Consider the following 14,528-nt stretch of genomic DNA (forward strand, 5'->3'; position numbering starts at 1 on the left):
GGGGTTCAAGTTGCCTCGGTATGTCTCGGTCTTGGATGTTCAGTGCGGCAAGAGCATCGCCGAGGTAGGTGGCGTCGAGGTCCAGGATGTTCCGGGTGGCGTGGTTGAGCAGCAGGGTCGCAGCGGCTTCTTCGTACCCGCCTTTGAACGAGTGGTAGGCGAGGGGAGGACGCCGCCGCCCACCGCCCAGAGGTCCTTCCAGTACAGCGCGATAGCGACGTCGATGTCGTCGGAATCGATGGGCAGTGTGACTCTGGCGCCGTTGCGAAGGTTGGTGGCGAGCTCGGCCTGTTCTTCCGATTGCCAGCGGAACGATTGCGTGAGGCGCAGCGTCGGGATGCCGTTCCGATCCAGGAAGTCGCGCACGACCTGAGGCTTGGCGCCTCGGAAGAGGTAGAGCGCTTGCCAGGGGTCGCCGACAAGGGTAACTGCGACGCCAGCGGCGATGGCCGATTCGAGGATGGCGATGTCGAGCTCGTTCGCGTCGAAGACCTCGTCGACCACGAGTGCGCGGATCTGCTGTCCGAGGCGCGCCTGAATGCGTGCGGCGCAATTGGGGCGGTGAAGGGCGTGTTCAAGGATCGTCCGGACATCGTCGTGGGTGCAGATGCCCTGGCGCATGTGCGGCAAGATGCTGACCGCCGGGACACGGTTCGCGTAGTCCTCCGCGAATGCCGACCTGAACGTCACAGCCTTGCCATTCAGCCCTAGTTCGTAGATGGAACGAGTGGAGGACGTACCGCCGCAAGATGCCCAGCTGTCGCGGACGTCAAGTTTCACATCGCCGCCGGGCCACAACTTCTTCGCGTCAGGCCACTCGACTAGCTCCTCACGAAGGAGGTCGTGAAAGAGGTCGGACATGATCGTGTCGAGGGTGACGACTCGGTGGGGCCAGGCGAGAGCTTCCGTACCCCAGAGGCGCTGCACGCGGCGGCGCAGGTTGAACGTGGCCGCACGCGTGAAGCTAACGGCGACGACGGCACGTGCGTCGTGCCGGTATCGGGCTGCGAACCTGTGCACACCGAATCGCTGAGCGGAGACAGTCGTCTTCCCTGTACCGGGGCCAGCTTCGATGAAGATATTCTTCTCACCGGTGGCCGCAGCGTGCCGTTGCTGCGCAGTCAGCGTGTTGATCGCGCCCGCGTGAGCGAGAGCCCCGGTCACGACAGTCCGAAGTCTTTCATGAGTTCGTCGATGTCGACGTCAGCGGGCCCGGTCGTGACGCCCTGGTCTGCCCCGTCGGTTACCGGGCCGTCCCCCGGTCCCGCATCCTCCGATGTCGAGCCCGAGAAGGGCGGCGACGAGGGGTCGGCGTACAGGAACTCGAAGATGTTCACGTAGGGAGCCGGCACGTGAACGTCGATGCTTCCTGCGTATCGGGCGTCGCGAAGCCGCCCGGCGAGCGCTTCGGCGAACTCGCCCTTTTTCGATGCGCCTGGCCCGGCCTTGACCGACTCGCCGTCTTGCTTGTGCTTGCCGCGGAAGATGTCGCGCACCGCCTCAGGGGTCACTTCGTCGGGCACGTCTAGGCCGATGTCCTGAAGGGCCTGCTTGATCTGGTCTTCGTTGAGTTTGGTGAGTTGCGGCTCCAACGTGGGATGGCTGTGTTCGACGAGCAGCACGTCAGGGTCGTGGTCCAGAGCCCAGCTCGGCTGTTCGGGCGCGTCATCGAAATCCGTGTCGCTGTCTCGGAGGACCGCTAAACGACTGCAGAGCTCATGGTCTCGGGTGGCGAGAAGCCTTACGGCCCAAGGTCCAACCTTGGTGCCCATCGGAACAATGCTGAGCGCGTCGACAAACGCTTGCTTGTCCTCGTCGTCGCCGGCCCACGCCCATCCAAGCTCACGAAGTACGGCTGCTTCAGTGACTCCCTCAACGAGCAGAACGCGATTGGCAAACAACGCAGCCGATCGGCTGGCGTCCAGGTGCAACCTCGCCTTCCGTAGAACCTCGTCTCGTGCCGTGAGTGGAATATCGGCGACAGCCCGCGCGATAGGGCGGCCCAGCTTGTCGTGGCGGATAATGATCAGCTCGGTCGGGTCGCAGGAGGTGATGATGTCGGTTGCGTGGCTGGACAGGATGACTTGGAGTTCAGGACGGAGTTCCACCTGACGCCGCAGGTACCGCACCAGCGAGTGCTGCAGCTGCGGGTGCAGATGGGCCTCGGGCTCCTCAATGAGAAGGGTCACGTGGAACGCACTGTCCGGGAAGAACGAGTCCTCGACACTCTCGCTCTCGGCCCTCGCCTGGGCCAGAACACGGTCAGCTTCGGCAAGATCCTCCTCAGTTGGCTCGGACGGCGTAACTGCCAGCGGGGCCTCGTCCGGCGCTGGGCCGACGGGGTGACCCCGGGGTGCCTCTGCGGCAGCTGCTGCTATCTCGGTGGCGTCGGGGATGGCGGCAAGCGTGACCGCTATGTGAAGCAGGTTCACATAGCCAAGGGCAACGATCTCCAAGGGCAGCGCGCCGACGCGACCCTCGATGGTGGCGAGCATTAGCTCCAGCACTCTAGCCAGGTAGCGGTCATCGACTACCTGACCGCGAATGTAGGCCCAGTTGCGCGACACGCCGGCCGAGAGAGCCCGGAGCTTGTCGCCCACCCGAGCTTCCAGCCCGTCGAGAACCTCGTGCGTCGCGAGCTGTTCGAGCAGTCGGGACGCGTGCGCTCGCAGGTCCGACAAATCGCGGCCGCGGCCGCGGTTCTGCTGCTGCGCACGCAGGAGTTCCACCAAGACTCGGGTCTTGCGCCGCGAAAGCTCATCGAGCGGGTTGCGCCACGCTGGCAGGTGCACGAGCAGGATCTTGTCCTCAACCCCGCTCACGGACGCTGACAGGACTTTGGTCGTTATGCTCCCCATACTCCGGTGCAAGGTTCGCGCCCAGTCCGCCGCGACTGTACCCGGCACCGAACGGCCGCTCTGTAACTGTAGCTGGAGGCCAAGCGGACCTTCCTTCGCTGCATCCGCCTCAAACCTGTAGGCCACCTCGATGTCCCGGTCGCCCGGTCCGAGGGCAGCAGCCGAGTGGCGCGGCAAGTGTGGGAACCGCTGTGGGTGGCCCAAGTACACCGCGTCGCTGAACGTGGTCTTTCCACCACCATTCGCGCCTGCGATCACCGCGAACCGCCCGGGAAGCGACACCTCCAATGGGTGGTCGACCGAGCCCCGCAAGCCCCGCACTCGCACACGGCTCAAGTACACAGAACACCCTCCCGGAACGGGCGGCATCCAACGGCCGCGTCACCACTGATGCGAGCCTAGCGAAAGTCCACCGGCTCAACCGCTTGAACTGGCTTCGACGACTGGATCGAGTCGAACGTGTGTGAGCCTGGAGACAGCTGAGTCGATAGCCTTAGCGGGTGCCTGACGTTGACCGCGCATCGAACCTTGTCCAGGAGACGCTGGACCAGTTTGATGCGCCCGGCATGACGGTCGCTGCGCTCACGCGGCGTTGTCAGCGGATCGCATCCTTGCGGGGCGATGGTGTGGCGCTCTCCTGGTTGACGATGGAGTCGACTGATGTAGCCAACCAGTTCACGAACCAGTCAGAAGCCTCACGAGCCTCGCGTGAGTCCCTGGCGGCGCGCCTGCTCACGACGATCCCAGGCGACGAGGCCAACGCGAAGTGGACTGCGGAATACGACGGCTACATCAGTCGGCGGCGGACGGAGTCTGGCGCGCAGGAGGCGAACCTTCGCAGCGTTCAACAGATCGAGGAGTTGGCGCAGACGCTGCGGGAGCAGGAGGCTGCGACACTCATCTCGCCGCCTCCGGGGATGCACAGCTACGACCTCGGCAAGCACGTGTCCGACCAGGAACGGGCTCGTACGCAGCTTGTCGCATCGCGCATGACGCTTGAGAATGTGCTTGCCCGCATCAAGGCCCGGCTCTGGGAGTTCTTGACCGAAACCGAGTACGAACTCACGTTCGGCGAGGCTACAGCGGAGACCTTTCACCGACTGAGGGCGTACGTCGACAAGCAGCTCACGACGATATCGCCACCGGCTCTTGAGCAATTTCAGACCGCCTACCGGCGGCTGAAGGACGGCGGCGACGAAGACCGAGCGCACGCCTTGACGTCCTGTCGGCGAGTGCTGAAAACGTTGGCGGACCAGCTCTATCCGGCCAGGTCAGAACCAGTGACGGGCGTCGACGGGAAGTCCCATCGGCTCGACGATGCGGCGTTTGTGAACCGGCTCTTGCAGTACGTAGCCGAGACGGTCGGCAAGCATGAGAACGGCGCCGTAGTGCAGGCTGCACTCAAAGATGTCGACGCACGGCTCCGCGCGCTGAACGATCTCGCAAGCAAGGGCGTGCACGGCGACGTGACCACGTACGAAGTCGACACGTGCGTCGTTCAGACATACCTGGTCGTCGCGGATCTGCTGCGCATCCGTGAACGTGCCGCTCCGACGGGCGACTAGGCGTGACGGAACAGATTCAGGACTACGCTGTGCCGGAGTAGCCTCCGAGGTGCTGGCGTTGCGTCATGGGGTCGCGGTAGAAGTCGGCGACGGCGTTGACTCTCTCGTCGAAGCTGGTGGTTCCTTCAAGCCTGTACTCCCGCCCGTTGTGGGGGTGGATGCCGGTCGCGAAGTAGAACAAGGTGTGACCCTTGCCGAGATGGGCTTCGACCCAGCCAATGACCTGCCCTTCTGCGCGAACCTCCCAGCGAGGTTCTTCGCTGCGTCGGAGGGTGGCCGGCGGCAGCCTGTGAACTGTGACGTGGCTGGTGTCTACCTTCTGATCCGATGTCATGACGACTTCTCTCCTTGGGGACTCTCCCTGGGGACTCTCCCTGGGGACTCACTACGCAACTCAGTATCGAACACACGTTCGAGTCGTTGAGTGTAGCTTGACGCGGACCGCTGGGGAAGGCCGCTGGATGGTGCCGTGCGCACCTTCTCGGTGACGATCACCGAGAGGAACCGATGATGGATGGTCTGAGTGACGTGGCCCGTGACGAGCGGACGGCACGGATCGCGTTGTCGATGCTTGTTGAGCCGAACGATCCGGTGACCGGCCGGTTGGTGGCGCATCTGGGCGCCGTCAAGACGCTGTGGCTTGCTGAGCGCGACGATGCTGTGGTGGGTCTGCGTCCGCTGAATGCCCAGGTGTGGCGCGACCATCTCACTCGGCTCGACGTTCAGCAGCTAGCCGGACGTATCGACCAGGTACAGCAGCTGGGGTTCGGCGTCCTCATCCCCGGAGATCGGGACTGGCCCGCTGCCCTCAACGATCTCGGCGACTTTGCCCCGTATGTGTTGTGGACGCGTGGTGCATCCTCGTTCTTGTCCCGTCCACTGCCCGACCAAGTGACGATCACCGGAGCGCGGGCGGCGACATCCTATGGGGAGCACGTCGCCGGCGAACTCGCGGGCGCTGTCGCTCGCGATGAGCGCGTGGTCGTGGCGGGTGGAGCCTATGGGATCGAGGGCGCTGCTCATCGCGCCGTCCTGGCAGCCGGGGGAGACACCATCGCTGTTCTTCCCTGCGGTGTTGACCGGCTCTACCCGACCGGTCACAGCGACCTCCTCGAACGAGTCGCTGATGTCGGTCTCCTCGTCAGCGAACTGCCGCCGGGTACTACGCCGACGAGACACCGGTTCATGGCCCGGGCGCGGATCATGGCCGCATTGTCGTCGGCAACGGTGATCGTGGAGGCCGCTTGGCGTTCGGGTTCGCTGGCGGTGGCGCATCGGGCTCAGGAGCTGGGACGCGCCGTCGGTGCTGTGCCCGGTCCGGTGACGAGCGCCACGAGCGTCGGCACGCACGGTCTCTTGCGCGAGGGGACCGCATCGCTGGTGGCAGACTCCTCAGACCTCGCTGTCCTACTCGAACACAACCCGGATGCCGGCTCATCGAGGTCGATCGCCCGCGAGCCGCTCGATGCAGCTCAGATCCGGGATCGGCAGACAGATTCGTCACGGACGCTGTAGTCCACCGCCCGATGCACGGCGGACCTCTCCCAGCAGGCCGCTCGGATTACAGCGGCTTGCTTGTGCTGCCTCTGCGGGGTTCAGTGGATGGTCCGGCCGACTTGGGCCGTGCTGCCGGCTAGCTCGGTGTTGCTCTGCTGGTGCTGGCGGCGTGCGCTACGCTCTCGGACTCGGGCTCCCACGAGTAGTGCGACGCTGACCGGGCCGATCAAGATCATCTTGAAGGCGTTCCAGATGCAGACGAGGACGATGAGGTGGACCCAGCCAGGGCCACCGTTTTCGATCACGGTGGTGCACCAGTAGGCCACCATCAGATACGGCGCGGCGAGCAGCATGGCAGGCACCCCCCACTTCAAGCCCTGCCGGGTGCGGATCAGATCGAGCACGATGTTGCTCGGCATGTACCGACGCAGGAAGTAGCGGGTCTCGACGCTTGCGGTCCATAGAAGGCCGATCATGGCGGGGCTCCTCTCAGCGCATGAACATCTCGTGAGACGGTGCGTGGAGAGTGACCGGAAGGTCTGCCGCGAGCGGCCCAAAGGGAAGGAGAAATCCGCCTCACGGTCCAGGCTACGCCACGCCGGCTGCGCATGGAAGGTCCACGATGGACTGTCAACCACACTCGGCGGTGCGTCCCGCCCTATCCCGGCCGACCAACACGGACGCCCACGCATGGCGGCCTGGCGCGATTGCGGGCTGTGTGGGGGTTGCTGCCGATTGGTTGAGTTTGATCCGACCGGCCCGTTGCCTCGGAATGTCTTCTCCTAGCTCGCGGTGACCGTTGCTACGTCTAGACGCCGGTGGATGACCGAGAGAGTGCCGAGGACGTCGAGGGCGTCTTGTTCGGACAGAGACCACTCGATCCGTGGCTCGTGCGCTGCGGGGTTGCGGAATGCGCTGAACAGTCCTTTGGCGAGGTTGGCGAGGCCGAGTTGTTCGTCACGTTGTGTTCGCGTTCCTAGCGGGTTGATGCGTAGCCGAGGAGAGCTGCCGGCCATTGTTGCTTCCACCAGGCCGTAGCCATCACCATCGACACCAGTCAACTGCCGCAGCCTGCTGCCAAGGCCCTTGATGGCTTCGAACACAGCTTCGTAGTAGTCCTTTCTTAGTAGTTCTGGACGGCAGTAGGCGAGGACCTCGGGATGAGCGCCTCGGTGTTGGAGAAGGCCGCGAAGGTGCTCGGTTCGAGCTTGAGCCTCGTCTGTGGTTCGGGCCTGACTTGTGCGACCAACGCGCCCATCGTCGCGGACCTGCAGCGCAACGAGTGAGAGTGCTTGGTTCAGCTGGTCGCGGGTCTGACGCGCTGCATCCGCACGGTCAAGAGTTCGCTCCGGTCGCATCGATGCAGTGATGAGCGCGATGAGGGCGTTGCCGGTCTGGGTATGCGCCTGGTTAGTGCTGACGGCGTGCGCAAGGCGTCGCCACTTGGTGTGGCCCTCACCTGGGTCGGTCCGGAGTGGGATTTCGGCCAGGATGCGTGTGAGTTCGGAGCCGCTATACAACTCAGCGACGATCTTGCATGTGTGCTCAAGGGTCCCGGCGGGAAATGGCGGATGCCGCGGGGTGGTCATGGCTGTCCGCCCTTCGATGCAACAGGATCGCGGGTGAGTCGCTCGTGAATCTGTGACGGGAGCACTCCGCGGGAGCTGAACTTCTCGGCCACCAACTGGCGCAGCTGCGGGAGCGTCCAAGCTGTGGTGCTCTTCGTCAGAAGCTCATCCCAGACGGATGCAACATCAAGGGCGAGCTCGGACATCGTCGTCGGTGCGACGAGATGCACATGCGGTTCCGCCCCCGCAACTCCGTCGTCATGGATGGCGGGCTTCGACGAGATGACGACGGTTGCACTCTCCGGCGGGACAGCGTCCACCCCGCGATCCGCAGCAAGCAGCCTGAGTTGGTCGTTCGCTTGTCGGATGTCCTTATGCGGGACAACGCCAGTGGGCTCATGGTCGCTCTTGGCCTCTAGCGCGAGCCAGAGTTCGTTCCCCAGCACCAGGCGGAGTCGCATCGACCAGTGCCGGGCGGCTTGGACGCGTCCGCACCCACGAGCTTGCCCAACTCGGTAAGTGCGGGCTCGTACTTGCTTGGGGCGCGTTCTGCCAGACCAGCGCGTATCTCACCGATGCGTCGGCGGACCTTGCCCTGATTAGCGCCTGAGTCCAGTACTGAGGCCACCGCATTGACGGCATTCGCATCGATGGCGCTGAGCGCGGACCGTTGCATAGTCGGGAATGGTGCCATTTGGCGGACCCATGACCCAAGTCCCATGATCGTTTCGGCGAGCCGCACTAGCCCCTGTGCCGCAGTCCTGCCGGCGGCGTCGCCGGTCTGATCGGCGGCTTGATCGGCCCAGGCGGCTTCCAGATAGGTCCAGAATGCTCGATAGCCCTTGGTGGCGGAACCCGCCGCGCCCGTGACTCGCGCAACTTCGTGGGCATGCCTGGCCGCGTCGTCCCAGGCGCCGATATTGGCCGCAGCCCAGGCCCTTATTTCGTGCTCCACACAGGCTGACAAGGCTGCGGTGCCATCGGGTGCCTGTTGAGTCATTTCGCGGCGGTAGTCGGTCAAGGCAGGCTCGGCTTCGGCGCGCCAGCTTTCATCGCTGTCCTGGTTGAGGAAGGCGTGGAGATTGCTGAGCATGTCACCGGCTGTGCCGGCCTGAGAGTTCTCGCGGCCGAAGCGGATTTCGGCCTGGAGTTCAGAGTCAAGTGCCGCGACGATCTCTGGTCGAGTAAGGTAACGCGAGAGATCAGGACCGAGAACGAGCACGACCGCCGTGTCTCCGGGACCTCTTGTGCACCGACCAGCGCCCTGGATCACACGCGTGCGCACCCGAGCCGCCAGGGCAGCGCCGGCCCGAGCGCGGGACTGCAGGAACCGTTCTTGAAGATTGTCTTGGTCAGGGACCCCATCGAGGGCGACGAGGCGGCACGCGTCCCCCGGGAGATCGAGCCCGTCATAGCGAGCGGCGAGTCCGCAGACGCCATGCGGCAGCTTGGCGAACGGGGCCATGCTCTCAGCAACCTGGTCGATCCCCCACACAGGCCATCCTGGCTGCGCGAGCGCGCTGGCGTCGCTCATGGCAGCCTCGGTGCGAGGTGCCAGGATCAGTGCTTTGCCCGCGGCTGCGACGATCGCCCGGTTGAGGTCGGTCGTGTCGGCGCCTTCGACGAACTCGGGGAACACGAAGAACCGTCGTCCGTACCGTGGTGCGGTGCTCTCATCCGGCTGCTGGAGTCGAAGGATTCCCGGGCGTCCAAACGCACGTTCAAGCTCGCCCCCTTCACCCAGCGTCGCGGACAAGTAGACCCGCTGCCGTGCACCAGATAGCAGCCCGTTCTGATGGGTGGGTGGCACGTATGGACGGACCAAGATTCCTGAGTAGGCCACATACACCAGGCACGAGGCTAGGCCGGCGCGGATCATCGCGTAGCGGTAGGTATGCGGCGCCCGGAGTGAACCCAATACGCCGTCGAGCTTGGCGATCAAGCCGCTCTGTCGAAGCGGCACTACCATCCGCACGTCACTACCGATCCCAGGGTCAGGTTGGGAATCGCGTAGGCGCTCAAGGAACACGCCATCAAGGGCGGGAGCGAGTGTGTCGAGCACGGCCGTGTACTCTGCCGGAGACTTCCATCGGTTTATGTCGACGCTATAGGCCTCGCCGACATACTGTTCACCGGCGTGTGCGTCATCGAACAGGATCAGGTCGGCATCGGCCAGGCGAGGGTTGCTGTTGAAGATGCTGCTGTACGTCGTGACGGCGATCGCCTCGGCTGCTTCGTACGCTACGTGTGCGCCGGTGGGCCAGTCAGAGTGCCGACCCACGAGCAGCGCCGTGTCTATCCCTTCTCGGTAAGCAGCGTCCGTCACCTGGCGCGCAAGCTGTTGGGTTGGGCACGCGTAGATCACTCGCGAGCGTCGCTTGCGTCGCGTCCACTCCGCAACAAGCAGCCCTGTGAGTGTCTTGCCAGTGCCAGTGGGGAGTTCCAACGCGACGTCGGGACTGCTGGCTTTCGACGTGAATGTCTTCAGCATCTCCGACTGGTGCGCCCACAGCCCGGGAACAGCGCCTGGACGTCGAGGGAGATCGCGATACAGCTCACCAGGGGAGGCGTAGTCCGTCCCGCCCGTCCTAGTTCGAACGAACGCCACGTCGTCCCCTCCCTACGCGGAAATGGAGCGCTCCGTGGTTGCGCGCCGACATAAGTGTCTCATCGGAAGCTCGCTAGGTGAGCAGAAGGGCATGGACTGAGCCATGGACGCAGGAGGTGGCACCCGATCGGTGGTGACAACCTAGGGCGGGCACCCTACGAGGACCCGATGGAGCCTGGGTGCTGCGGCCCTAGGCCGATGCTCCGACGCCACGGGCTGCCCGTTCTGACGGACGCCTGGCCAATGCGACACTGACCCTGGCCAGCTACGGCCTAACGTTTGGGTCGACGGACGATGAGGTCGCGGCCATCGCATTCAGTGCAGTTGCACATCGGCCATCCGAAGCGAGCCCAGAAGGATGCAGACTGCTGAGTTGGGCCGACATAGATTTCGCGGTCACGGTACTCAGACGCGAGTTGCTGGATGATCGCTGTGCCTAGGTGGGTTCCATTGCAGCGGAGGTCTTCTCGAACCTCGAAACTCCAGACCATGACTGCTGGGCTGTTAGTGCGGGAAGAGTGGGCGGGGTACCTGAGGTGAAGAAGAAGCCGGGCGACTTCCTCGCCCCGTTGGATATATGACCGCCACTGATGGTCGGGTGGCCCGAGCCCTCCGTTCGCCCACCACGTTCTGGTGAATCGGCGGTCATCAGCGTAGTCGGGCCTGCGCCTACCATGCATGACGACCATCTCCGGTTCTTCCCAGGTAATCGCCTCGCCCACGCCGTTGAGTCTCTCAGAGTCAGGTGGTGGCTGCCCAGTACTGGGTGTTCGTCTCGCGGCCACTAGATTGTCAGGCCGCTCCGCTCTTCCGCGGTGCGGTCAACGGGGTCCTCAGTTCCCCAGTCGGCAACGGTGAGTTTCCTCGTTCGGCCGAGTTCGGCTCGGGCCCGGGCTGCGTCGATCTTCTGCGCGGTCGAAGTTGGAGGCGCACCTAGGGGTGATTCGCCAGCGATCTGGTAGCGGTCCCGGTACGCAGCGACGGTGCGGGCTGACCGTCGCCAGCTTGCGTACCTCCGTCGATCCGTCGGTGGTGTGCCGAGCGCCTTCGTCCACGGCGCAGCTTCGTTCAGGGAGATGTCTAGGACGGCGTCGGCGCGGGTTTCGATGAGCGAGCGTCGTTGGTCGAGTGCTTCGTGCATGTCGGTGGCCATAGGGCCGTCCGCGTGCGGGATCAGGCCGGCGATGAGTCGAGGGGCCTTCCTGGCTCGGCCTGCCTGGGCGGGTCGTCGGGTGGCTTGTTCGACGCGGTAGTGGAGGACGGCGGCGATGTCGTCGGCGTCGCTGAACCCGCGCGCGCCGACGAGACGTGGCAGGAGCGCCTCGACATCGTGATGGTTGGCTTCGGCGTGGCGGAGTTCGGCAGTGAGCGGGCCGAAGGCGTCGGACTCGATCGCGTTCTCGGCTTGGTCGGTGGTCAGTCCGGAGCCGCGGATGAGGGTGGCCCAGCGGTCATGCTGGGCTGCGGCGGCCAGGGTCTCGTACTCGGCGGTGAGTTGGGCGATCGAGCCCCACTGGTTCTGTTCGGTGACGATGGTTTCGTGGGCGGACAGTTCGGCGCCGGTGTGCTGCAGAACGCCGTAGAGGACGCTTCGTGCACTCGCGTCGGGGTTCTCGCCGGGGTGCGGTTCTGCATGGTCGTCGGCGTGGTCGAGGATCACGTAGGCATGGTTGGTGTGGCGGCCGCGGGTCATGGAGACGTAGAAGTTCTCTCTTGTGGAGGTCGGCTCGACGAGGACGTGCGCGGTGTCGGTGGTGACTCCTTGGGCGCGGTAGGCGGTGACCGCGTACCCGAGATCGACATGCTCGGCCGCATACCCGGCTGGCAGGACGACCGTGCCGCCGAACCGGCGGCCTGGTTTGCGGATGGTGAGGGTCCCGTCGCCGCGGACGGACGTGATGGTCCATATGTCGCCGTTGCGTACCCAGTCGCGTCCGTTCGTGGTGCGGAGTCGTCGGTCGTTGCGGCGGGTGATGATGGTGTCCCCGACTCCGGCGGTGGTGCCGTCGTGGAGTTCGATCTCGCGGTTGGGGGTGAGGGTGCCGTCGAGGATCAGGTCGGCGCGGGCTCGGGTGTTGAGGGCGGTCACGTCCTGTTGGGTTTCGGCGATTAGCACCGACACCAGGCCGGTGTCCCGGTCTGCCCGCCATGCGGTGTAGGCGGCGTCGGTCATGGTCTCGTGGTCGCCGTCGTGGATGCGGTGGTGGTTGAGGTAGGTGTCGATGACCTGGGTTCGTCCGTGCCGGAGCTCCAGGGATGCGGTCTTCTCCCACCCGTTCTTGAAGCGGTGGACATCGACCAACTCGGGCGTATCGTGACGGTCGCCGGCGAGCATCGCAAACGCCCCGCCGGCATCGACCGATTGCAGCTGGGCGTAGTCGCCCACCAAGAGGACCTTCGCTCCGACCTCCTGGGCGAGGTGGGTGATGCGGTCCAGAGACAGGGTGCCGGCCAGGGACGCCTCATCGATGATGACAAGCTGACCAGCCTCGAAGGTCGTGCCGTGCAGAAGGTGGTTCTGCCACCACTTCGCGGTGTTCTCCGTGTCGATGCCGAGGTCGTCGGCGAGGACTTGGGCGGCGACCGCGGATGGTGCGAGACCGACGACGGAGCCGGGACCGTGTTCGGTCTCCCAGGCTCGGCGGAGCGCGTTCATCGCGGTGGTCTTGCCCGAGCCCGCGGGACCGACCAACACATCGAGCACCCGCCCCGACACCGCGATCCGGACCAGCGCGTCGGCCTGATCGACACCGAGCAGCCGGCCCTCGGCATCACGCTTGCGGGTGATCTTCTCGACCCTCGCCAACGAGACGGTCGGGCCGGTGAATGTGCGGGAGCGGTCGAGCAGCCGGTCCTCAGCTTGAAGCAGTACCTCGGAGGAGAACACCGTGGAGTGCTTCGGCCGGAACACCGAGGACCCATCCGACCGGCGAAACGCCGCAGGGGAGGTGGCCAGATCGGGGGGTGTCAAGCGCAGGGAGGCGTGTTCGGCGGCGTCGGCGACCATGGCGACGATGGCTACGCGGTCGTGGATGGTGGCGAATCGCCATCCCATCGTCTGTCGGGAGGCTTCGGCCATCAGGTTCCACCTGCGCCAGGTCGAACGTTTCTCACCCACGGCCTCCACCACGGAATGGCCGAGTTCGTCGACTACGTCGAGGGGTACATCGTCGGCGCGCAGCAGCAACGGTGTGTCGTTGTCCGTGACCCCGCGCGCCCACAGGGTCGCATCGTGGCCGAGTGTCTTGGTCGCGCGGGTCCACCACTCGGCGGTCAACTCCGCCAGGGACCGGACGTCCTTCTCAGGGCGGGTGCTGAGGGTGGCTTGGGCTCGGAGCTTCATGATCGTCGCTGGGGACGGACGCCGCCCATGCGCCGTGACGTAATCAGCGATGAGGCGGTCGGTCTCGGCATCGATGTGGCGGGCGCGGGTCGAGAACTCCGCGATCAGTTCCTCGGGGACGCCGGTGATCGCCCAGGCCGGGTTCTTGTCGCGCCCCATATCGCGGGCCTCCCAGGCAACGCCGAAGGTGCGGGTCATGTGGTCGGCGAACACCGCCTCATGCAACTCCGACAACGCGACCACGGCGGCGTGCATCGGTCGGCCGTCGAGGGAGCGCCACTTGCCGTCGAGCACGGTCTTGGCCTTGTTGGATATGACCACATGGGTGTGCAGGTGGGGGTCGCCGGCGCGGGAGTCGAAGTGGTCGAACGCCGTCGCGATCAGCCCGGTGACATCGACCTGTGCAACCGCGCCGTCCCCGGCGGTTGCACCGGTGCGGGTGGCTGCAACCTCGCGTTCCATGAACGCAACCACCTCCGCAACCGCACGATGATGCGCCTCACCGATCAACGCCTGAACCCCCGCATCCGCCACCGCCCACAACACGCTCGCGGACTTCGGGATGCTGAACGTGAAATCGAACCCGGCCACCGCCCGCCGAGTACCCCGCGCGGCCTCCTCGGCAACGATCTGCGCGACCACCTCACCCTTGCGACCCGGCGACAACGCCGGGTCCAGATCAGCGATCCGGGCCTCGATCCGCTCCGCCGGCGTCTTGTAGACCGGGAACGCCAAGCCCAACGGATCGCCGCTGATCGGATCACGGCCCATGCCCATCAACAGCTGAAGCTGCGCCTCCGACACCACATCCCCGACAGCCAGTTCACCGTCGCCGAGCGAGGCCACGCCGTCACCCAGCCAACGGCCAGGCGGTGTTCCTGCCTCCATGTAGTAGCGCGTCAATGGCGTCGAAAGCGGACGATCGCCGTCAGCGGCCACGACCGTCCGCAGCAGGTACCTGTAGCCATCGCCCGCCGACATCACCCGCATGGAAACCGTCATGCCCACCTCCCGGTCCTGCCGGGCAGGTGAGCGCCAGCCTCCTGTGACTTCTGCTGCCACAGGGCCCTAGACCTCGACCTGCAAGAG

The 14,528-nt window shown here is 65.2% G+C and carries 10 protein-coding genes and 1 pseudogene; 3 read left to right on the plus strand and 8 right to left on the minus strand.

Translation table 11 applies throughout. From position 1 onward, the window contains the following. Positions 1-39: 39 nt before the first annotated feature. Both BW730_RS01710 and BW730_RS01715 read right to left on the minus strand, forming a co-directional pair. Positions 40-1,164 (minus strand): UvrD-helicase domain-containing protein, encoded by a 1,125-nt coding sequence (locus BW730_RS01710; RefSeq protein WP_077684790.1) that lies wholly within the window; start codon positions 1,162-1,164, stop codon positions 40-42. Beyond that, positions 1,161-3,140, minus strand: a complete 1,980-nt coding sequence (locus BW730_RS01715; RefSeq protein WP_158522453.1) for an AAA family ATPase — start codon at positions 3,138-3,140, stop codon at positions 1,161-1,163. The genes BW730_RS01710 and BW730_RS01715 overlap by 4 nt, the downstream gene beginning before the upstream one ends. A gap of 218 nt (positions 3,141-3,358) precedes the next feature. On the opposite strand from BW730_RS01715, the gene BW730_RS01720 reads away from it, so the two are divergent. Further along, entirely contained in the window at positions 3,359-4,423 is a 1,065-nt protein-coding gene (locus BW730_RS01720; RefSeq protein WP_026927919.1) for a hypothetical protein, read from the plus strand. A gap of 22 nt (positions 4,424-4,445) precedes the next feature. Here the strand turns inward: BW730_RS01720 and BW730_RS01725 are convergent, their stop codons facing one another. After that, positions 4,446-4,757, minus strand: a complete 312-nt coding sequence (locus BW730_RS01725; protein ID WP_026927920.1) for a hypothetical protein — start codon at positions 4,755-4,757, stop codon at positions 4,446-4,448. A 176-nt stretch (positions 4,758-4,933) separates the two neighbouring features. Between BW730_RS01725 and BW730_RS01730 the strand changes: the two genes are divergently transcribed. Next, positions 4,934-5,938, plus strand: coding sequence for a DNA-processing protein DprA (locus BW730_RS01730; protein ID WP_077687479.1), 1,005 nt, complete (start codon positions 4,934-4,936; stop codon positions 5,936-5,938). Between the two features lie 80 nt (positions 5,939-6,018). Here BW730_RS01730 and BW730_RS01735 read toward each other — a convergent pair whose 3' ends face one another. Beyond that, positions 6,019-6,396, minus strand: coding sequence for a hypothetical protein (locus BW730_RS01735; RefSeq protein ID WP_026927921.1), 378 nt, complete (start codon positions 6,394-6,396; stop codon positions 6,019-6,021). 306 nt (positions 6,397-6,702) lie between these two features. After that, positions 6,703-7,029: pseudogene (locus BW730_RS18950) on the minus strand (TIGR02391 family protein); the annotation flags it as partial. 51 nt (positions 7,030-7,080) lie between these two features. On the opposite strand from BW730_RS18950, the gene BW730_RS20035 reads away from it, so the two are divergent. Beyond that, the gene (locus BW730_RS20035) at positions 7,081-7,206 is read left to right on the plus strand and encodes a hypothetical protein (RefSeq protein ID WP_257787362.1); all 126 of its coding nucleotides are present in this window, start codon (positions 7,081-7,083) and stop codon (positions 7,204-7,206) included. Between the two features lie 299 nt (positions 7,207-7,505). Here the strand turns inward: BW730_RS20035 and BW730_RS18955 are convergent, their stop codons facing one another. The 3 genes from BW730_RS18955 to mobF all read right to left on the minus strand — a co-directional run bounded on the left by BW730_RS18955 (position 7,506) and on the right by mobF (position 14,441). Beyond that, on the minus strand, positions 7,506-7,934 hold the full coding sequence (locus BW730_RS18955) for a hypothetical protein (RefSeq protein ID WP_226996975.1): 429 nt from the start codon (positions 7,932-7,934) through the stop codon (positions 7,506-7,508). Beyond that, the gene (locus BW730_RS01745) at positions 7,904-9,979 is read right to left on the minus strand and encodes a DEAD/DEAH box helicase (protein ID WP_226996976.1); all 2,076 of its coding nucleotides are present in this window, start codon (positions 9,977-9,979) and stop codon (positions 7,904-7,906) included. Before BW730_RS01745 ends, BW730_RS18955 begins: the two co-directional genes overlap by 31 nt. A 901-nt stretch (positions 9,980-10,880) precedes the next feature. Beyond that, entirely contained in the window at positions 10,881-14,441 is a 3,561-nt protein-coding gene (mobF, locus tag BW730_RS01750) for a MobF family relaxase (RefSeq protein ID WP_145952682.1), read from the minus strand. Positions 14,442-14,528 lie beyond the last annotated feature (87 nt).

It is taken from the genome of Tessaracoccus aquimaris (assembly GCF_001997345.1).
Classification (GTDB): Bacteria; Actinomycetota; Actinomycetes; order Propionibacteriales; family Propionibacteriaceae; genus Arachnia; species Arachnia aquimaris.